Origin of the sequence: Streptomyces sp. NPDC006602 (assembly GCF_042870385.1) — a bacterium.
Classification (GTDB): Bacteria; Actinomycetota; Actinomycetes; order Streptomycetales; family Streptomycetaceae; genus Streptomyces.
The window spans coordinates 1-19162 of the sequence record NZ_JBIAHG010000013.1 but is presented as its reverse complement, the minus strand read 5'-3'; the positions used below and the strand labels follow the sequence as shown (position 1 = coordinate 19162).

The window sequence follows — 19162 nt, the reverse complement described above, 5'->3', positions numbered from 1 at the left end:
CATGACCATCGCCCGAGTCGACCGCCCGCGGCGGGCCGGGGCCGTGTCGAAGGCGAGCGGTACGGGTGGCACCGACTCACTGCCGCTGCGGCGCCGGCAGCGGCGCCGCAGCCGGCTGACCGCCCTCGCCTTCGTCGCCCCGCTGCTCGCCTACCTCGCCGCGTTCTACGTCTATCCCCTCTACCGCAACCTCGACCTGAGCCTGCGCGACTACACCGTCCGGTCGTTCGTGGCGGGGGACGCGCCGTTCTCCGGCTGGGACAACTTCCAGAAGGTGCTCGACGACCCGACGTTCGGCCCGGCGATGCGCCACACCATGATCTTCACCTTCGTGTCGATCGCCTTCCAGTACGTCATCGGCCTCGCCCTCGCGGTCTTCTTCAACCGGCACTTCCGCCTGGCCCCGACCCTCCGCGCCCTGTTCCTCATCCCGTGGCTGCTGCCGCTGATCGTGTCGGCGTCTTCGTGGTCGTGGATGCTCAACAGCGAGTCGGGCGTGGTGAACTACTTCCTCCACTTCTTCGGCGTGGATCCCGTCGGCTGGCTCACCTCGCCGGACTGGGCGCTCACCTCGGTGATCATCGCCAACATCTGGATCGGCATCCCGTTCAACCTGGTCATCCTCTACAGCGGGCTGCAGAACATCCCGGGCGAGCTGTACGAGGCGGCGTCCCTCGACGGGGCGAGTGCCTGGCAGCAGTTCCGCCGGATCACCTTCCCGCTGCTGCGGCCGGTGTCGGCGATCACCCTGCTCCTCGGCCTCGTCTACACCCTCAAGGTGTTCGACCTGATCTGGATCATGACCAAGGGCGGCCCCGGCGACGCCTCGTCCACCCTGGCGACCTGGTCCTACCAGCTCGGATTCGGCACCTTGCTGCCCAAGTTCGGCCCGGGGGCGGCGGTCGGCAACATCCTCATCCTCATCGCCCTCGTCTTCGGCCTGCTGTACATCCGCGTCCAGTCCGGCCAGAGGAGGCAGGAGACGTGAAGTCGCGTACCGGTTCCCGCCGTTACACCGTCATCGGGCTCGTCCTCACCGCGCTGATGCTGTTCCCGGTGTACTGGATGCTCAACGTGTCCCTCACCCCGCAGCAGGACATGCGCAAGACCCCGCCCGACCTGTTCCCGCTGCACCCCACCTTCGAGGGCTACTGGGCCGTCCTCGACGACCAGATGCCGTACCTCGGCACCAGCCTGCTCATCGGCCTCGGCACGGTCGCCCTCACCCTCGTCCTCGCGGCCCCGGCCGGCTACGCACTGGCGAAGCTGCGCCCGCTCGGAGGCGGCGCCCTGGGACTGGTCCTCCTCGTCGCCCAGATGATCCCCGGGATCGTCATGGCGATGGGCTTCTACGGCATCTTCCTCGACCTCGGGCTGCTCAACTCCTGGTGGGGCCTGATCGTCGCGGACTCCACCATCGCCGTGCCCTTCGGCGTCATGATCTTCACGGCGTTCATGTCGGGCATCCCCGGCGAGCTCATCGCGGCCTCCCGCATCGACGGCGCCGGGACCTTCCGCACCTTCTGGTCGATCGTCCTGCCCGTGAGCCGCAACGCCGTCGTCACCGTCTCGCTCTTCAGCTTCCTGTGGGCCTGGTCCGACTTCGTCTTCGCCAACACCCTGGACGGCGGCGGCGACTGGAGGCCGATCACCCTCGGCATCTACAAGTACATCGGCAACAACAACCAGGAGTGGAACGCGATCATGGCCACCGCCGTCGTCGCGTCCGTCCCCGCAGCGGTCCTGCTGGTACTCGCCCAGCGCTACGTGGCCGCGGGTGTCACCGCGGGCGCGGTGAAGGACTGAACCGCGCGAGACCTCCATCCCCCATCCCCATCCCCCCATCCCCTCCGTCGAGGAGAACCCCTGTCATGAGCCGCACGAGACCCCCCACCCCCGGCCGCCTGACCGCCGCCCTCGGCGCCGCGCTGACCGTCACGGCACTCGCCCTCACCGTGCCGTCCGCCGAGGCGGTCCCCACCTCCGCCACCACCCTGGTCGTCAACGCCAACCAGACCCTGCGCCCGGTCACCCACGTCGCGACCGGCAGCCTCTACGGCCTCGCCGACGCCTCCACCCCCTCCGACAGCCTGGTCACCGCCCTCAAGCCGAACACCTTCGTGCAGATGGCCCCGGGCGGCAGCCAACTCCCCAACGGCGAACCGAAACCGGCCGGTGACGCCCTCGTCGTGGCACCGAAGGCGGACCGCGCCGGCGCCAAGGTGGTCGTCCGCATGCCGGACTGGTACCCGAACTTCCCCTACAAATGGGTGAGTTGGGCCGACTGGCTGTCCGCCGTCGACAAGCAGGTCGCCTCGGTGCAGTCCTCCGGCGCCACCAACATCAGCGCGTACGAGCTGTGGAACGAGCCCGACTGGACCTGGGACACCACCAACGCGGGCGCGTTCAACGCGGGATGGGCGCGCACGTTCAAGGAGGTCCGCGCCAAGGACACCACGACCCCGATCCAGGGCCCCAGTTACTCGGCGTGGAACCAGTCCTGGATGAGCTCGTTCCTCACCGACGCCAAGGCGAGCGGCACCGTCCCCGACGTCATCGCCTGGCATGAGCTGAACGGCAGCAAGGACATCGCCGCGCACGTCTCCGCGTACCGGTCCCTGGAGTCGAGCCTCGGCATCAGCCCGCGGCCGATCTCCATCGAGGAGTACGGCACGCCCGCCGAGATGGGCAACTCCGGCGCCCTCGTCGGTTACGCCGCCAAGTTCGAGCGGACGGGAGTCCGGGACGCCGAACTCGCCTTCTGGAACCACTACGGCACCCTCGGCGACACCCTGACCGACACCGGCGGCTCGCCGAACGGCTCGTACTGGACGTACAAGTGGTACGGCGACATGTCGGGGAACATGCTCGTGACCACGCCTCCCGCACAGACCGGAATCGACGGCATCGCCGCCCGCAACAGCGCGGGCAACCAGATCAGCGTCGTCGCCGGCGGCTGCACGGGCTCCTGCGCGGTGACCGTCAACGGCCTGTCGTCCCTGTCGGCGTTCGGCAGTACGGTCCACGTCAAGCTGGAGTACTCCCCCAACACCGGCCGCACTACCGCGTCCCCCGGCCCGATCACCATCTCCGACGCCGACTACACGGTGTCCGGCGGCTCCGTCACCGTGCCGGTCACGATGAACGCCGCCGACGGCTACCACCTGGTGATCACCCCGAGCGGCACCAACACCTCACTCGCCGGGCGCTACCAGATCACCAACAAGAACAGCGGTCTCGCCCTGGACACCCTGAACGCGGCCACCGCTCAGGGCACCTCGGTCGTCCAGGCCACGTCCACCACCGGCACCGACCAGAACTGGACCCTGGCTGCGGCGGGTTCGGGCCTCTACAAGATCGTCAACCAGAAGAGCGGCCTGCTCCTCGGCATCAACGCCATGAGCACCGCCGACGGCGGCACGGCCCTGATCTGGGGCGACAACGGCACCGCCGACCACCTCTGGCAGGTCATACCGGCCCGCGACGGCTACTACAAGATCGCCAACTACAACAGCGGGCGCCTGCTCGGCGTGGACCAGATGAGCACCTCCTCCGGCGCCCAGGTCCTCCAGTGGGCCGACAACGGCACCGCCGACCACCTGTGGAGACTGACCTCACGCTGAGGCCGGATCCCCAGGTACGAGTACGCCCCCGGATGTCGGCCGGGGGCGCACTCGTGTGGAGCGGTTGGGGTGAGACGATCTCCGTACGGGTGCGTGTTCGGTCGACTACCCTGAGTGGCGTATGGCAGATCTTGGAGGGGAGGGCGCATCATGACACTGATGATTGAGCGACCGACGATAAGCGGCACCGAGCCCCACGGCTTCGAGGGTCTCCTGGACCTCCTCGACGAGCTGCATGTGCCGGACGGCTACAAGGCCGAGATCATCAGGGGGAACATCGTCGTGTCGCCGTGGTCGAAGGGCTACTACACCCGCGTCATGAAGCTGGTGTGCAAGCAGCTCGAGCCGCGTCTCCCCGCGGGACACAGCATCGAGCGGACTCCTCAGCTGTTCGTCTTCCCCGGGGTCGAGCGGGCGTACGGACCCGACATCCACGCCGCGCACGAGGAAACGTACGAGACGGCCAGCAACCGCCTCGACGGAGAAGCCCTCTCCTTCGTCGCCGAGCTGACCTCCTCCGCCACCCGCGACGACGACCTGACCGACAAGGTCGAGACGTACGGGAAGGCAGGCGTGCCGGTCTACCTGATCCTGGACATGCAGGAGGAGAAGGCGACCGTGCTGTGGGCGCCGACCGCCGAGGGCTACACGGCCCGCCTCACCAAGCCGTTCGGCGAGAAGATCGAGATCCCGGCGCCGTTCGACTGCACACTCGACACCACTGGTTTCCAGGCCCCCGAGGCAACCGAAGCGTGAGCCTCATGGGTGTGCCCCCGTCCGATCCCGGACGGGGGCACACCCATGAGAACTCTGCTGAAGGGCCGTACTAGATGAACGAGTTGATCTCGATCGTCTCGTCCCGGCCCGGGCCCACGCCGATCGCGGAGATCGGGGCGCCGGACATCTCCTCCAGCGCCCTGACGTAGTCCTGGGCGTTCTTCGGGAGGTCGGAGAAGGACTTCGCCTTGGTGATGTCCTCGGACCAGCCGGGGAGGGTCTCGTAGACCGGCTTCGCGTGGTGGAAGTCGGACTGCGAGTAGGGGAGTTCCTCAACGCGCTTGCCGTCGATCTCGTACGCCACGCAGACCGGGATCTCCTCCCAGCCGGTCAGGACGTCCAGCTTGGTGAGGAAGAAGTCCGTCAGGCCGTTGACCCGCGTCGCGTAGCGGGCGATCACCGCGTCGAACCAGCCGCAGCGGCGGTCGCGGCCGGTGGTGACACCGCGCTCGTGGCCGATGCGGCGCAGCGCCTCGCCGTCCTCGTCGAAGAGCTCCGTGGGGAAGGGGCCCGCGCCCACTCGGGTGGTGTACGCCTTCAGGATGCCGATGACCCGGCTGATCTTCGTCGGGCCGACCCCGGAGCCCGTGCAGGCGCCGCCCGCGGTCGGGTTCGAGGAGGTGACGAAGGGATACGTGCCGTGGTCGATGTCCAGGAGGGTGCCCTGGCCGCCCTCGAAGAGGACCACCTTGTCGTTCTCCAGGGCCTGGTTGAGAACCAGGACCGTGTCCGCGACGTACGGCGCGAGCCTGTCGGCGTAGGTCAGCAGCTCCTCGACCACCTGGTCGACGGCGATCGCGCGCCGGTTGTACAGCTTGGTGAGGATCTGGTTCTTGACGTCGAGGGCCGCCTCGACCTTCTGCGTGAGGATCGACTCGTCGTACAGGTCCTGGACGCGGATGCCGACACGGTTGATCTTGTCCGCGTACGTCGGGCCGATGCCGCGCCCGGTGGTCCCGATCTTCCGCTTCCCGAGGAAGCGTTCCGTCACCTTGTCGACGGTGACGTTGTACGGCGTGATGATGTGGGCGTTACCACTGATCAGGAGCTTGGACGTGTCGACGCCGCGCTCGTTCAGTCCGTTCAGCTCGGAGAACAGGACCGACGGGTCGACGACGACTCCGTTGCCGATGACCGGGGTGCACCCCGGCGAGAGGATTCCGGAAGGGAGGAGGTGGAGGGCGTACTTCTGATCGCCCACGACTACCGTGTGGCCGGCGTTGTTGCCGCCCTGGTAGCGCACCACATAGTCCACCGAGCCACCGAGCAGGTCGGTTGCCTTTCCCTTGCCTTCGTCACCCCACTGAGCACCGAGCAGCACAAGTGCGGGCACGCGCGTACACCCCTTCCGGGCGGGGCATGTCCAAGGTCAGAGGCGTACGCGCCATTGACTGTGCCTCGCACAGCCTGTTTCGTACACCGGCGACCTTCGTTGGCCGCAACCCGTCGGACCGGATGCCCCGGAATAGACGAAGCCCCTGGCGCAATAGCGCAAGGGGCTCTTGCACAAAGATGCTACCCGAGGAAGCGAGGCATGACCGAGGTGGCGACTTCCGACCAGCTCCTGGTGGTCATAGACCCGGTCGCCCGCCGGATGGACGGTGAGGCCGTACGGATCGCAAAAGACGTGCTCAGCGCGGGTGCGACCACGAAAGTGTGCCTCCCCGAGGGGCCCGAGGAATTCGCCCGGGCACTCCGGAGAAAAGGTTCCCGCAGGCCGGTCGTGATCGGCGACGACCAGACCCTGGTGCGGACGGTGTCCCTGCTGCACCGGTGGCGGGAGCTGGCCGGATGCGGGCTGTCGGTGGTGCCGGTGGGGGGCGCCCAGGCCCTGGCCCGCTCCCTGGGCATCCCCGCGGGCGCGGTGGCCGCGGCACGGACCGTCCTGGACGGCACCGAGCGGCGCATGGACCTGCTGGTCGACGAGAGCGACGGGGTGGTGCTGGGGGCGTTGCGGATTCCGCATCTGCTGGGGGTGCCGGAGGATGCGGCGGAGTCGGACCGGCACGGCGCCGACTTCGACTCCGGCCGCCCGTGGATAAGGACGTGCCAGTCCCTCGTACGGACCCTGGTGACGGCCCGCCCCACACGCTCCCCCTCCCCGGCGTCCGCCCTCGGGCACTCCCGCCTCCGCGTGGAGGTCGACGGGGTCACCCTGGTGGACCTGGACCAGCCCCTGGAGGCCCTGTCGGTCACCCCGGGCGCCTCGGGGCTGGCCGAGGTCGAGGCCCGGCCGCTGTCGGTGGGCGCGGAGGCGACTCCGCTGCTGGCGACGGGGCGGCGGATCACCGTGTCGGGGCCGGACTTCCGGTACCGGGCGGACGCGGTGGTGTCGGGGCCGGTGCGGAGGCGGACGTGGACGGTGTGGGAGGGGGCTTGGGGGCTGACGTTGCCGGTGGCGGCGTCTGATGATCACTCCGCGAACTGAGCCGACCCCGCCGCCGGGAGGGCGTCCGACTCGTCCTTGAGTCCCACCCCCGTCAGCCCCAGCTCCCGCGCCCTGCCCATCAGCGCCGCCAGCTTCCCCGCCGCCCTCTCGTAGGTCAGCCCCAGCGGGGGCCGGATGTTGGACAGGCAGTTGCGGTCGGCGTCCGTGGTCACGCCCGGGCGGGGGCCGTACGTGAGATACGCGCCCAGGGAGTCCGCCGCCGACATGCCGGGCCGCTCCCCGACCAGGACGACCACCATCGCCGCGCCCATCGCGTGCGCGATGTCGTCGCCGAGGGCCACGCGGGCCTGTTCGGCGAGGACGACGGGGGCCACCCGCCAGTCGGCCGGCAGCCGGGCCGTCGTCGCCCGCACCATCGCCGCCGCGTGCTCGTGCACCGCCCGGCTGGACAGCCCGTCGGCGACCACGAACACCACGTCCCACTCCCCCGACGGCAGATGCGCGCGGTCGGTGGCGTCCAGGCGGCGGCCCAGGTCGGGGCGCTGGAGGTAGGTGAGCCGGTCGGGGGCGGCGCTGCGGACCCGTACCGTCGGCGTCCCGGTCAGCGCGGCCGCGACCGTGTCCGGGTCGAACGGCGAGTGCACCGCGTCCCGCGCCGCCGCGTGCGCGGCCTGGAGCTCCAGCCGGTGCCGGGTCGGCAGGCCGGAACCGGCCCGGCCGAGGCCGATACGGGCCTGGGTGTGACGCCGTAGCGTCGACCAGAGGGCCGAGTCCTCGGCGTGCGCGACCAGTTCGTGCGCGACCGGTTCACTCATACCGCCGGTTCCCGTCTCACTCATGCGGCCAGCTCCCGTCCGATGGCCGTCAGTGGGTGTGCCGTGACCTCGCGGATCGCTCCGCGTTCGTCCAGCAGGCCGATCGACTCCAGCCACGCCTCGAACTCGGGCGCCGGGCGCAGCCCGAGCACCTCCCGCAGGTACAAGGCGTCGTGGTACGAGGCGGACTGGTAGTTGAGCATGATGTCGTCGCCGCCCGGCGTGCAGATCACGAACGAGGCGCCCGCGACGCCGAGCATCGTCAGCATGGTGGCCACGTCGTCGTCATCGGCGTCCGCGTGGTTGGTGTAGCAGATGTCGAGGCCCATGGGCAGGCCGAGGAGCTTGCCGCAGAAGTGGTCCTCCAGGGCGGCGCGGAGGATCTGCCGGCCGTCGTAGAGGTACTCGGGGCCGATGAAGCCGACGACGGTGTTCACGAGCAGGGGGTCGTAGCGGCGGGCGACCGCGTACGCCCGTGCCTCGACCGTCTGCTGGTCCACCCCGTGGTGCGCGTCGGCCGAGAGGGCGCTGCCCTGGCCGGTCTCGAAGTACATGACGTTCTTGCCGACGGTCCCCCGGTCCAGCCCGCGCGCCGCCTCGTACGCCTCGTCGAGCAGCCCGAGGGTGACCCCGAAGGACGTGTTCGCGGCCTGCGTACCCGCGATGGACTGGAAGACGAGGTCGACGGGCGCCCCGCGTTCCATCAGGTCCACACTGGTCGTCACATGGCACAGCACGCACGACTGGGTCGGGATCGAGTACCGGTCGATCACCCCGTCGAGCAGCTCCAGCAGGTCCCGTACCGCCTTCGCACTGTCGGTCGCCGGGTTGATGCCGATCACCGCGTCGCCGGAGCCCAGCAGCAGACCGTCGAGCAGGGCCGCGGCCACGCCCGCCGGGTCGTCGGTGGGGTGGTTGGGCTGGAGGCGGGTCGCCAGCCGGCCCGGCAGGCCGATCGTCGAGCGGAAGGCCGTCACCACCCGCGTCTTCCGCGCCACGGCCACCAGGTCCGCGTTCCCCATCAGCTTGGACACGGCCGCGACCATCTCGGGGGTCAGCCCGGGCGACACCGCCGCCAGCGCCTCGGCGTCCGCCGCCTGGGACAGCAGCCACTCCCGCAGCTCTCCGACGGTCATCCCGGCCACCGGTGCGAAGGCCACCGGGTCGTGGGTGTCGAGGATCAGCCGGGTCACGTCGTCGGTCTCGTACGGGACCACCGGCTCGGTGAGGAAGGTGGCGAGCGGCACCTCGGACAGCGCCCAGCGTGCCGCGACCCGCTCCCGGGCGGACGACGCGGCGAGTCCGGCCAGCCGGTCGCCGGAGCGCTCGGGGCTCGCGGCGGCGAGCAGGCGCGCGAGCGAGTCGAAGCGGTGGCGTTCGCCACCGAGGGTGGACGTGTAGGTGCTCATGCCGAGGACGCTACGAGGCTTCGTCCGGCCCGGTCCACGAGCTGCCACAGAGTTAACCAAGGCGTTCGCCACGCCCGGTTTCTAAAGGTCTAGTTGACATGCATTTAACGCTCGCAGCCCTCTCCGTGACTCATTCGCACTTCAGGATTCCGGACCAGTACCCATACGGACCGACTGGAGAGGGGCCACCCGATGGCAGTACAAGAGGGCGTCGCCCCCGAGGCGAAGACCGGCGGCGAGGAGACCGTCCACCGGCTCAAGCCCAACGCCATTGGCCTGCTCGGCGTGGTCTTCATGGCCGTGGCGACCGCCGCGCCGATCACCGCGATGACGGGCAACGTGCCCTTCATGGTGTCGTCCGGCAACGGCATCGGCGCCCCGGCCAGCTACCTCGTCGCAATGGTCGTCCTGGCAATCTTTTCCGTCGGCTTCACGTCGATGGCGAAGCACATCACCTCCACCGGAGCCTTCTACGGCTTCATCTCGTACGGCCTCGGCCGCACGGTCGGCCTCGCCTCCGGACTCCTCGCGACCTTCGCGTACGTCGTCTTCGAGCCGGCCCTCATCGGCATCTTCTCGACCTTCGCGACCACCACCCTCAAGGACCAGACGGGACTCCACATCCCGTGGTGGATCTTCGCGATCCTGATGCTCGCCATCAACGCGATGGGCACCTGGTTCGGCGTCTCGGTGGCGGAGAAGCTGCTCGTCGTCCTGCTGGCCACCGAGGTGACGATCCTCGCCGCGATGGCGATCTCGGTCGCCCTGCACGGCGGCGGCCCGAACGGCTTCACCTTCGGCCCGGTCAACCCGGTCAACGCCTTCCAGGGCACCTCCGCCGGCCTCGGCCTCTTCTTCGCCTTCTGGTCATGGGTCGGTTTCGAGTCGACCGCGATGTACGGCGAGGAGTCCCGCGACCCGAAGAAGATCATCCCCAAGGCGACGATGATCTCGGTCCTCGGCGTCGGCGTCTTCTACGTCTTCGTCTCCTGGATGGCCATCACGGGCAACGGCGAGAAGGAAGCCGTAGCGGCCGCCTCCTCCGCGAACCCGCTCGCCCTGTTCTTCAACCCCACCGAGCAGTACGTCGGCCACTGGGCGGTCGTCGTCATGCAGTGGCTGATGATCACCGGCTCGCTGGCCTGCGGCATGGCCTTCCACAACTGCGCCGCCCGCTACATGTACGCGCTGGGCCGCGAGGGCGTCCTGCCGTCTCTGAAGCGGACCATCGGCCGCACCCACGCCGAGCACGGCTCCCCGCACATCGCGGGCCTCGTCCAGACCATCGTCAGCGCCGTCCTCATCGCCGCGTTCTGGATCGCGGGCAAGGACCCGTACGCCGGTCTGTACGTCCTTCTCGCGATCCTCGGCACCATGGCGATCCTCGTCGTGCAGGCGGTGTGCTCCTTCGCGGTGCTGGCGTACTTCCGCTCCCACCACCCGGAGAGCCGGCACTGGTTCAAGACGTTCGCCGCCCCGCTGGTGGGCGGGGTGGCCATGCTCGCGGTGGTCGTACTGCTGGTGTCCAACATGGGCGTGGCGGCCGGCACGGAGTCCGGTTCGCTGGTGCTGAAGGCGACACCGTGGATCGTCGCACTGATCGCGGCGGCGGGCATCGGGTACGCGCAGTACCTCAAGCGGCGCGACCCGTCCCGGTACGCGCTGATCGGGCGGACAGTACTGGAGGAGACGAAGGAGCGTTAGCCGTACGGCGGTTGGGCCCTGGTGGAGAGGTCGGTCTCCACCAGGGCCCTCGGTCTGTGCGGCTTCACTTGCGCCTCTTGCGGCGGTCCCGCTCCTCAGCAAGGGATGTCTCGGAGTCAGCCCCCGCCGAAGGTCTTGTCCCGGTGCTCCCGCCACCGTTCCATCAGCCGGCTCAACTCGCCCTCGAGGTACTCGAAGAAGGCGAGCGTCTCGGCGATCCGCTGTCCGCCGGGACTGGCGGCGCCCAGGCTGTCGACGCCCTCGCGCAGGGTCTGCCCCCAGCGCTTGAGGATGGCGTCCCGGTTCGTCAGCGCCTCGTACCACTGGTCGCTGTGCACCCGGTACCGCTCGCGCCGCGAGCCGGGTTCGCGCTCCCTCGAGACCATGTGCACCTGCGCGAGATACCGCACCGCCCCGGAGACGGCGGCCGGGCTGACCTGGAGCTGTTCGCCGAGTTCGGCGGAGGTCATGGCGCCGGAGTCGGACGCGAGGAGCGCGGCGAACACCCGGGCGGCCATCCGTTGCATTCCGGCCTCGACGAGTTGGGCCGCGAAGGCTTCCACGAACTTCGACACGGCCTCCGCGTCCCGCCCGGCCCCGGCTGATTCGGTCATGCGGCCCATCCTAACTGGGCTTCATACGTTTCCTTAACTTCACAAATTTCTGAAAGAAGCGTATCTTCTGAAGCATGACGAAGGCCATCACGGTGTCCGGACTGCACAAGTCCTTCGGCCGCACGCACGCGCTCGACGGTCTCGACCTGGACGTGGAGACCGGCGAGGTGCACGGCTTCCTCGGCCCGAACGGGTCAGGGAAGTCCACCACCATCCGCGTCCTGCTCGGCCTGCTGCGCGCCGACTCGGGCGCCGCGCAGGTCCTCGGCCGTGACCCCTGGGCGGACGCGGTCGAGGTGCACCGCCGGATCGCGTACGTCCCCGGTGACGTGACGCTCTGGAGGAATCTGTCGGGTGGCGAGGTCATCGACCTCTACGGCCGCCTGCGCGGAGGACTCGACGCCCACCGCCGCGCCGAGCTGATCGAGCGGTTCGAACTCGACCCGACGAAGAAGGGACGGACGTACTCGAAGGGCAACCGCCAGAAGGTCGCCCTGGTCGCCGCGTTCGCCTCGGACGTCGACCTGCTGATCCTGGACGAGCCGACCTCGGGCCTCGACCCCCTGATGGAGGCGGTCTTCCGGCGGTGCGTGGAGGAGGAGCGGGACCGGGGCCGGACGGTCCTGCTGTCCTCGCACATCCTGAGCGAGGTCGAGGAACTCTGCGACCGGGTGAGCATCATCCGCAGGGGACGGACCGTCGAGACCGGTTCGCTCGCCGACCTGCGCCACCTGACACGCACCAGCGTGACCGCCGAACTCGCGGGAGCGCCCAACGGGTTGACGCACCTCCCCGGCGTCCACGACCTCGACGTACAGGGAAACCGGGTGCGGCTCCAGGTCGACACCGACAAGCTGGACGCCGTCCTGCGCTCGCTCGGCGAGTCGGGCGTACGGTCGCTGACGTCGACGCCGCCCACGCTGGAGGAGCTGTTCCTGCGGCACTACCAGGAGGACGTACAGGCAGAGGTGACGGCCCGATGACCGCCGTCACGGCCCTACGGCCCTCAGGCCACCGCCACCTCGCGGGCACCGGCACCCTGTTGCGCTTCGCCCTGCGCCGCGACCGCGCGATGATCCCGATCTGGATCGGGGTGAACGCACTGATGGTCCTCTCCATGCCGAACACGCTGAAGGGCCTGTACGGGACCCCCGCCGAACGCGCCGACCTGGTACGGCAGATGGAGACCAACCCCTCCCTGCGCGCGATGGTCGGCCCGGTCTTCGACGACTCGCTCGGCGCCCTGACCGCGTGGCGCGTCGGCGTGTACGCGGGCGCGCTGGCCGCCGTGATGAGCCTCCTCGTGGTCGTACGGCACACCCGGGACGAGGAGGAAAGCGGGCGCCAGGAACTGTTGGCGTCGGGGATGGTGGGCCGCAGGGCGTCGTTGACAGCGGCACTGCTGACGGCGGCGGTCGCAAACGCCGTACTGGCCCTGCTCCTGGCCGCCGGGCTGGCCGGACACGGCGGGGCGGGCGCGCTCGCCCTCGGGCTCGGGATCGCCGGCGTCGGTATGGTCTTCGCCACGATGGCCGCGATCGTCGCCCAGCTCACGGAGAGCGCGCGGCTGGTCCGCGGCCTCACGGCGGGGGTGCTGGGGGCGGCTTTCGTGCTGCGCGCGGCGGGCGACTCGGCGACGGACGACGGCTCGTCGGTCCTGACCTGGCTGTCGCCGCTCGGCTGGCTGGAGAACGTACGGCCCTACGCGGCCGAACGCTGGTGGGTCCTGCTCCTGTTCGCCGCGGCGGTGGCGTCGCAGGCGGCCGTCGCCTACACCCTCGCCGGCCGCCGGGACGTAGGCATGAGCTTCCTGCCGACGCGCCCGGGACCGGCGACCGGCCGCCTGGGCTCGGCAGCGGCACTGGCCTGGCGGCTGCAACGCGGCAGCGTGCTCGGCTGGAGCATCGGCTTCTTCCTCGCCGGGGTCGTCTACGGCGGGATGACCGACGGCGCGGCCGACCTCGTCGGCGACAACGACAACGCCCGCGAGATCATCCAGCGGATGGGAGGCCAGTCGGGGATCACCGACGCGTTCCTGTCGGCGATGATCGGCATGCTCGGCTTGATCGCCGCGCTGTACATCGTCGCCTCGGTGCTACGACTGCACGGCGAGGAGACCTCGGGGCGCGCGGAACCGGTGTTGGCGAACGCGGTGGGCCGACTGCGGTGGACCGCCGGCCACCTGATGATCGCCTTCGCCGGATCCGCGCTGATCATGCTGCTCGCCGGGCTGGGCTTCGCGGTCGGCTACGGCGAGCAGATCGGCCCGCTCCTGGGCGCATCCCTGGTGCAGCTCCCTGCGGTGTGGGTGATCGGCGGCCTCGCGGTCCTGCTCTACGGCGTCCTGCCGCGGGCGGCGACGGCGGCCTGGGCCGTGGCCGGGGCGGTGCTCCTGATCGGCTGGGTCGGCCCGGCCCTCGACGTCCCGCAGGCCGTACAGGACCTGTCCCCGTTCGGCCATCTGCCGAAGCTGCCGGGGGGCGGCATGGAGTGGGGGCCGGTGCTGGCGCTGCTGGGCCTGGCGGCGGTGCTCACGGCCGGCGGGCTCGCGGGGTTGCGCAGGCGGGACATGACGACCTGACTGTGCCGACTCGGCCGGGAGAGCGGCGGCACTCGAGAGGCGGGACCTGGGAGGGCGGGGCCCTGGGAAACCCGGCCCGGGAGAACCAGGCCCGGGAAGCCGAGCCCGGGAGAACCGGACTCGGGCGAACCGGACTCGGGAAGGCCTCTGCGCCCCGACCGGAACCCGCGGAGCCACGGCGGCGCCGGCGGCCGTCTCGCCCCTCCCCGGCCAGAGAACCGGGGGCGGGGCGAGAGGCGTCCCTGTCGGTATGGATCTACGGGACCAGCGGAACGCGGTGACGTGCGGCGGCTGCGTGCTGTCGACGGCGGGCGCGGTGACGGCCCTGTTCCTGTGGGCCTCCTCGGACCGCACCCACCGCCACCTGGGTGGCGGCTTCGAGGGCGAGGGCACCGACTACGGCGCCGTCCTCACCGAACTGCCCCTGGTCGCCCTCGCCGGAGCGGCCCTCCCCGCCTTTGTGACCACCCTGGTCGCCGTCCTGCTGGGCCGCGCCTCAGACCGCCACGGGTAGCCCCTCCAGCCCCCGGATCACGAAGTTCGGCTTCCTCTTGGGCTCCGCCGCCGGGCTCAGCGTCGGCGCCTTCTCCAGAAGTGCCTTCATCGACGCCGCCAGCTCGATACGGGCCAGGGGCGCGCCGATGCAGTAGTGGATGCCCGCGCTGAAGGAGATGTGGGGGTTGTCCCTGCGCGTGAGGTCGAGCTTCTCCGGGTTCTGGAACACCTCGGGATCGTGGTTGGCGGAGCCGAAGAGCATCGCGATCTCCGCCCCCCTCGGGATCGTCGTACCGTCGACCTCGATGTCGTCCAGGACCCAGCGCTCGAAGAGCTGGAGCGGGGTGTCGTAGCGCATGAGCTCTTCGATCGCGGACGGTACCAGGGTGTGGTCCGCACGCAGGGCCGCCAGTTGGTCCGGGTTGCGGAACAGGGCCCACCAGCCGTTGATCGTGGCGTTCACCGTGGCCTCGTGGCCCGCGTTCAGCAGCAGCACGCAGGTCGAGATCATCTCCTGCTCGGTCAGCCGCTCGCCCTCGTCGTGCGCCGCGATCAGCCCCGAGATCAGGTCCTCGCCGGGCTCCTTGCGGCGCTCGGCGATCAGCTGAAGGAGGTAGTCGGAGAACTCCACCGACGCCCGCACCGCCTTCGCCGCCACATCCTCCGGCGGGTTCAGCTCGTACATCCCGCAGATGTCCGCCGACCAGGGCCGCAGCGGCGCCCGGTCCGACTCCGGGATCCCCAGCATCTCGGCGATCACGGCCACCGGGAGCGGCTCCGCGACATCGGTGAGCAGGTCGCCGCCGCCCTGCTGCACGAGCCCGTCGACCAACTCCCCGGCGAGCTGGGTCACGTAGGGCTTGAGCTGCTCCACCGTGCGCGGCGTGAACGCCTTCGACACAAGGCGACGGATCCGGGTGTGGTCCGGCGGCTCCAGATCCAGCATCCCGTGGTCGTTGAGCACATGGAACGGCTCATGCTCGGCCGGCGGCGCCGTCCGCCCGAAGTCCTCGTGCGTGAACCGGTGCTGGTAGGTCCGGCCCAGGCGACGGTCCCGCAGCAGCGCCGAGACGTCCGCGTGGTGCGGGACGAGCCACTGGTCCGTGGGCTCGTAACGGATCACACGGCCCTTGACTCGCAGGTCGGCATAGGCGGGGTACGGGTCGGCGAGGAACGCTGGGTCCCACGGGTCGAAGGCTGCCATGCACGGACGTTAGACCGTGGCTCCCCTACCTGACCAGGGGGGACGCCCCGAACGACCAGGTCGGCACCGAGCCAGCTCCTCCGGTGTCACCCGCGGAGCATATGGCCCGTGACTCCCGGACGGGCGCTCAGCGCCTCGTCTCGTACCTGGTCAGGATCACGCCGCAGGGAAGCGTCCGCGTCTCCACCAGGTTCAGGTTCACCCAGCTGTCCAGCGCGGTGAAGAACGGCGTGCCGCCGCCTACCAGGACCGGCGCGGTGGCCAGCACGTACTCGTCAATCAGCCCGGCCCGCATGGCCGCCCCGGCGAGCGTCGCGCCGCCGATGTCCATCGGGCCGCCGTCCTCGGCCTTGAGCCGGGTGATCTCGGCGACCGCGTCCCCGGTGACCAGGCGGGTGTTCCAGTCGACCTTGTCGATCGTCGAGGAGAACACCACCTTCGACATGTCCCGCCAGCGGCGCGCGAACTCGATCTGTGCCGGGGTGGCGTTGGGCTGCTGGTCGCCGGTCGGCCAGTATGAGCTCATCGTCTGCCACAGCTTGCGCCCGTACAGCGACAGGTCGGTCGCCTGCAACTGGTCGGACCAAAACTGGAACAGCTCGTCGCTCGGCACGCTCCAGCCGATGCCGTCGCCGGGCGCGGCGATGTAGCCGTCCAGGGTCAGGTTCATGCCGTAGATCAATTTCCGCATGCCGTCAGCCTTCCGTGAGTCGGTCTCACGCGTACAGACCGGCGCGGCGCGGGAAACTCATCGGTGCGCGATCTGAGCTCGCATGTAGTCCGCATGTAGTCCTCGTGCCCGGTGGCTCAGCCGCAGACTCATCGTTCCGCCGTGGAAATGGCATCGATCTGAGACTGATCTTGGGTGACATCGCGGTGAGACAACAGAGAACCAGCAGGTCACAGAAGATCGACATGTCATCGGCGGCGAGACCCTACACGTCCTGTCTCAGTAACCGCTGCGAAGGTGACCGCGCTTGTCAAGCGCCGGCGTTGATCAGGAGGACGGCGGCAGCGCGGCACGCTTCGCCTGTGTCACGGCTCGCCTGCGTCCGATGCCTGGGATGCGGCCTCCCCGGTAGACGCCCTGGTTGTTGAGGTGGCGAGCCCACCACCGGCCATCATGATCGCGCCAGACGACGGCCGCATGGTGCGCGTCGAGGGGGCCAGGGAAGTGTTCGTGGTCGCGCCCGCTGCTTCCAGGACCGACGCGTCGCCGACCTCGAAGCCCGCCTCACCGGGCCGGAACCACCGGCCTGAACGCATCCCGCTGATACCTCATGGCCCGTCCACTGCCCCGGTGGACGGGCCCATTCCGTGATCCCGCTGGCCAGGCCGAACGAGCCACCGTCAGCTGAGGGGGTGTCGGCTCGTCCGTGCGGTCATTCGTGTCGCGGAAACGCGCCTCATGCCCCGGCGACTCCGTCGATGCGCTCTCGGATCAGATCGGCATGGCCATTGTGACGCGCGTACTCCTCGATCATGTGGACCATGATCCAGCGCAGCGACACGCCGTGATCGCCTACATGGCCAGCTTCCTGTTCGGACAGGCGACCGGAGTCGTCCAGTGATGCGGCGGCGATGAGCTCACGGCCGCGAGCGACTTCCGTTTGCCAGACAGCCGTCGCCTCGTCGAGTCCACGGTCCGGATGAAGAGCAAAGCCATCAGCATTGCTCTCCCCGAAGACCGGGCACACGTCCTGGCCCGTGAACACGCGCTGGAACCAGTTGCGTTCCACCTCAGCCATGTGCTGGACGAGACCCAGCAGCGTCATCGACGATGGCGCCACCGAGGCCAGTCGTAATTGATCATCTTTGAGGCCCGAGCACTTGAGGGCGAGAGTCGCACGGTGAAAGTCAAGCCATGCTTCCAGCATGGCGCGCTCATCAGCATGCGCGGGCGGGATGGGCCGTCCATCCGGTGTCGTAGTCATGACCGCACTCTGGCAGCAGTGGCCATGACCTACGACCGTCTTCGCTGGCGACGAACACGCCTGATCGACGCCTCCCGAGGCAAGCCAAAACATCAAACCTCACAGCAACAGCCCTGAGCGCCGTGCCGCCGTTCCTGTCGCCGCTGAGAGCTAGGTGTGCTGTCTCGGGACCTTGGTTACACGAAGTCCTCGAATGTCAGCTGCTCCGGGAAGGTGTTGATCGTTCTGGCGGCTGGTCGAAGCTGACGCGGTATTCGCTGCCGGTGGTCCGGCTGATCGGCGGTCGACCACCGAGGGCGAAGTGCGGCCGCTCGTGGTTGTAGTAATTCAGGAAGTCGGCGAGGGCGACGCGGCGTTCGTGCTCGGAGGCGTAGTCGCGGACATACGCCCACTCGCGGGAGAGAGTGCCGTTGAAGCGTTCATCCTTCCTCTTCGTTCTGGGGGTGCAGGGGCGCGTGCGCTGTGTTTCGTGCTGGTCGCGGCGAGAGCGGCGGCCCAGGTCTGGGACCGGTAGCAAGCACCGTTGTCCGTGAGGACACGGTGTATAGGGGCTATGTCGTGGGCGGCGAAGAGCGCGACGGCGCGGTGCCAGAACGCCGCAGCGGTGACGCCGCGTTCGTCCTCCAGGGCCTCGGTGTAGGCGAGGCGGGAGTGGTCGTCGATCGCCGTATGGAGGTAGGTGTAGCCGACCTTGCCGGTGCCGGGAGCTGTGCGTTTGGAGGCGCGAGCGGCATCGGTGCCGACCCCGTGCATCCGCCAGCCGCCGCCGGCGGGGATGCGTCCGAGTTTCTTGATGTCGACGTGGATCAGGTCGCCGGGGTGCTCGTGCTCGTAGCGGATGACCTTGCGCAGCTGCTCACCGGTGGGTGGGTCGAGGTCGCGTAGCCGGTTGAGTCCTCGGCGCACGAGGATGCGGTGCACGGTGGCCGGCGCCACGGTGATGCCGTGCAGCCGCTTCAGGTCGGCGGCGAGCCGGGCGGGCCCGTGCTTGGTCTGCCGCCGCAGCACCTCCACCAGGTCCGCGACGTCTTGCGCGGTGCGGGCTGGGCTGGTGACCGGCCGCGAGGAGTGGTCGAGCAGCCCGTCCTCGCCGTGCGCCCGCCAGCGTGCGTACCACTTCGCCAGGCAGCGGCGGGAGATCCCCGCCTCGGCCGCAACGTGCGCGATCGGCCGACCTGCGTCGATGCGCAGGCAGAGCCGCAATCGCCCCTCCGGAGTCAGCGGTGCGTTGCGGTGCCCGGCCATCGGCCCCCGCCGCCTGGTCGTGCCATGTGTCCCTCGCAATGCAGTGATCCAGATTGTCTACGGGGCCTTCCCTGGTGCAGCGCAGCTTTGCCCGCACCAGGGTCTACACAGGTCAGATGCTCCGATCTGAGCGCCGGATGACGGCTGGTCGCCGGAGTCCTGGTTGCTGGGGTCGCCCTGAGTACGAAGAAGGACGACGTCGAGGTGGCCGACCTCACGAAGCCAGATCCCGAGGCAGCCTCGGACTAAGACTGATGGCCGAGAGCCTGGTACCTATGCCCGGTGCGGACCGGCGAGGCGTTCGGCCAGGAACGCGCGCTCGGCGTCGTTCCCGGTCAACTCCAGCGCCTGACAGTAGGCGGTAGCAGCCTC

The 19162-nt window shown here is 69.5% G+C and carries 16 protein-coding genes and 1 pseudogene; 9 read left to right on the top strand and 8 right to left on the bottom strand.

What is annotated here, in order from left to right:
- The first annotated feature begins 1 nt into the window (after nucleotide 1).
- From ACFYO2_RS28560 to ACFYO2_RS28545, 4 genes are all read left to right on the top strand, one after another.
- On the top strand, nucleotides 2–988 hold the full coding sequence (locus ACFYO2_RS28560; RefSeq protein WP_388354830.1) for a carbohydrate ABC transporter permease: 987 nt from the start codon (nucleotides 2–4) through the stop codon (nucleotides 986–988).
- Nucleotides 985–1806 (top strand): carbohydrate ABC transporter permease, encoded by an 822-nt coding sequence (locus ACFYO2_RS28555; protein ID WP_388354828.1) that lies wholly within the window; start codon nucleotides 985–987, stop codon nucleotides 1804–1806. The genes ACFYO2_RS28560 and ACFYO2_RS28555 overlap by 4 nt, the downstream gene beginning before the upstream one ends.
- 65 nt (nucleotides 1807–1871) lie before the next feature.
- Nucleotides 1872–3623: an RICIN domain-containing protein gene (locus ACFYO2_RS28550; RefSeq protein ID WP_388354826.1), complete on the top strand. Its 1752-nt coding sequence runs from the start codon at nucleotides 1872–1874 to the stop codon at nucleotides 3621–3623.
- 150 nt (nucleotides 3624–3773) lie between these two features.
- The gene (locus ACFYO2_RS28545; RefSeq protein ID WP_388354824.1) at nucleotides 3774–4379 is read left to right on the top strand and encodes a Uma2 family endonuclease; all 606 of its coding nucleotides are present in this window, start codon (nucleotides 3774–3776) and stop codon (nucleotides 4377–4379) included.
- A gap of 70 nt (nucleotides 4380–4449) precedes the next feature.
- Here ACFYO2_RS28545 and ACFYO2_RS28540 read toward each other — a convergent pair whose 3' ends face one another.
- Nucleotides 4450–5733 carry an adenylosuccinate synthase gene (locus tag ACFYO2_RS28540; RefSeq protein ID WP_388354823.1) on the bottom strand — a complete coding sequence of 428 codons (1284 nt, stop codon included), beginning with the start codon at nucleotides 5731–5733 and terminating at the stop codon, nucleotides 4450–4452.
- A gap of 201 nt (nucleotides 5734–5934) precedes the next feature.
- Here ACFYO2_RS28540 and ACFYO2_RS28535 point away from each other — a divergent pair, with 201 nt between their 5' ends.
- A complete protein-coding gene (locus ACFYO2_RS28535) occupies nucleotides 5935–6828 on the top strand; it encodes a diacylglycerol kinase family protein (RefSeq protein ID WP_388354822.1) in 894 nt (297 codons plus the stop codon).
- Here the strand turns inward: ACFYO2_RS28535 and eutC are convergent.
- Entirely contained in the window at nucleotides 6813–7604 is a 792-nt protein-coding gene (eutC, locus tag ACFYO2_RS28530; RefSeq protein ID WP_388355142.1) for an ethanolamine ammonia-lyase subunit EutC, read from the bottom strand. The genes ACFYO2_RS28535 and eutC overlap by 16 nt on opposite strands.
- Before the next feature lie 20 nt (nucleotides 7605–7624).
- Entirely contained in the window at nucleotides 7625–9013 is a 1389-nt protein-coding gene (locus tag ACFYO2_RS28525) for an ethanolamine ammonia-lyase subunit EutB (RefSeq protein ID WP_388354821.1), read from the bottom strand.
- Between the two features lie 192 nt (nucleotides 9014–9205).
- On the opposite strand from ACFYO2_RS28525, the gene ACFYO2_RS28520 reads away from it, so the two are divergent.
- A complete protein-coding gene (locus tag ACFYO2_RS28520; RefSeq protein ID WP_388354819.1) occupies nucleotides 9206–10717 on the top strand; it encodes an APC family permease in 1512 nt (503 codons plus the stop codon).
- 116 nt (nucleotides 10718–10833) lie between these two features.
- On the opposite strand, the gene ACFYO2_RS28515 is transcribed toward ACFYO2_RS28520, so the two are convergent.
- Entirely contained in the window at nucleotides 10834–11331 is a 498-nt protein-coding gene (locus ACFYO2_RS28515) for a GbsR/MarR family transcriptional regulator (RefSeq protein WP_388354818.1), read from the bottom strand.
- Between the two features lie 74 nt (nucleotides 11332–11405).
- Here ACFYO2_RS28515 and ACFYO2_RS28510 point away from each other — a divergent pair, with 74 nt between their 5' ends.
- From ACFYO2_RS28510 to ACFYO2_RS28500, 3 genes are all read left to right on the top strand, one after another.
- Nucleotides 11406–12314 carry an ATP-binding cassette domain-containing protein gene (locus ACFYO2_RS28510; protein WP_388354816.1) on the top strand — a complete coding sequence of 303 codons (909 nt, stop codon included), beginning with the start codon at nucleotides 11406–11408 and terminating at the stop codon, nucleotides 12312–12314.
- Complete coding sequence (locus tag ACFYO2_RS28505) at nucleotides 12311–13912, top strand: ABC transporter permease (RefSeq protein WP_388354814.1); 1602 nt, start codon at nucleotides 12311–12313, stop codon at nucleotides 13910–13912. The genes ACFYO2_RS28510 and ACFYO2_RS28505 overlap by 4 nt, the downstream gene beginning before the upstream one ends.
- Before the next feature lie 250 nt (nucleotides 13913–14162).
- Entirely contained in the window at nucleotides 14163–14426 is a 264-nt protein-coding gene (locus ACFYO2_RS28500) for a hypothetical protein (RefSeq protein WP_388354813.1), read from the top strand.
- Here the strand turns inward: ACFYO2_RS28500 and ACFYO2_RS28495 are convergent.
- The 4 genes and pseudogenes from ACFYO2_RS28495 to ACFYO2_RS28480 form a co-directional block, all read right to left on the bottom strand.
- Entirely contained in the window at nucleotides 14409–15611 is a 1203-nt protein-coding gene (locus tag ACFYO2_RS28495; RefSeq protein WP_388354811.1) for a cytochrome P450, read from the bottom strand. The genes ACFYO2_RS28500 and ACFYO2_RS28495 overlap by 18 nt on opposite strands.
- A gap of 127 nt (nucleotides 15612–15738) precedes the next feature.
- Nucleotides 15739–16302, bottom strand: coding sequence for a dihydrofolate reductase family protein (locus tag ACFYO2_RS28490; protein ID WP_388354809.1), 564 nt, complete (start codon nucleotides 16300–16302; stop codon nucleotides 15739–15741).
- Between the two features lie 715 nt (nucleotides 16303–17017).
- Complete coding sequence (locus tag ACFYO2_RS28485) at nucleotides 17018–17545, bottom strand: DinB family protein (protein ID WP_388354808.1); 528 nt, start codon at nucleotides 17543–17545, stop codon at nucleotides 17018–17020.
- 196 nt (nucleotides 17546–17741) lie between these two features.
- Nucleotides 17742–18790, bottom strand: a pseudogene (locus tag ACFYO2_RS28480) (IS481 family transposase).
- Nucleotides 18791–19162 lie beyond the last annotated feature (372 nt).

Coding starts and splice junctions, on each gene's coding strand:
- ACFYO2_RS28495 (WP_388354811.1), bottom strand. CDS start 15,611: ATGGCAGCCTTCGACCCGTGGGACCCAGCGTTCCTCGCCGACCCGTAC.
- ACFYO2_RS28545 (WP_388354824.1), top strand. CDS start 3,774: ATGACACTGATGATTGAGCGACCGACGATAAGCGGCACCGAGCCCCAC.
- ACFYO2_RS28515 (WP_388354818.1), bottom strand. CDS start 11,331: ATGACCGAATCAGCCGGGGCCGGGCGGGACGCGGAGGCCGTGTCGAAG.
- ACFYO2_RS28505 (WP_388354814.1), top strand. CDS start 12,311: ATGACCGCCGTCACGGCCCTACGGCCCTCAGGCCACCGCCACCTCGCG.
- ACFYO2_RS28510 (WP_388354816.1), top strand. CDS start 11,406: ATGACGAAGGCCATCACGGTGTCCGGACTGCACAAGTCCTTCGGCCGC.
- ACFYO2_RS28525 (WP_388354821.1), bottom strand. CDS start 9,013: ATGAGCACCTACACGTCCACCCTCGGTGGCGAACGCCACCGCTTCGAC.
- ACFYO2_RS28520 (WP_388354819.1), top strand. CDS start 9,206: ATGGCAGTACAAGAGGGCGTCGCCCCCGAGGCGAAGACCGGCGGCGAG.
- ACFYO2_RS28485 (WP_388354808.1), bottom strand. CDS start 17,545: ATGACTACGACACCGGATGGACGGCCCATCCCGCCCGCGCATGCTGAT.
- eutC (WP_388355142.1), bottom strand. CDS start 7,604: ATGAGTGAACCGGTCGCGCACGAACTGGTCGCGCACGCCGAGGACTCG.
- ACFYO2_RS28500 (WP_388354813.1), top strand. CDS start 14,163: ATGGATCTACGGGACCAGCGGAACGCGGTGACGTGCGGCGGCTGCGTG.
- ACFYO2_RS28560 (WP_388354830.1), top strand. CDS start 2: ATGACCATCGCCCGAGTCGACCGCCCGCGGCGGGCCGGGGCCGTGTCG.
- ACFYO2_RS28550 (WP_388354826.1), top strand. CDS start 1,872: ATGAGCCGCACGAGACCCCCCACCCCCGGCCGCCTGACCGCCGCCCTC.
- ACFYO2_RS28490 (WP_388354809.1), bottom strand. CDS start 16,302: ATGCGGAAATTGATCTACGGCATGAACCTGACCCTGGACGGCTACATC.
- ACFYO2_RS28535 (WP_388354822.1), top strand. CDS start 5,935: ATGACCGAGGTGGCGACTTCCGACCAGCTCCTGGTGGTCATAGACCCG.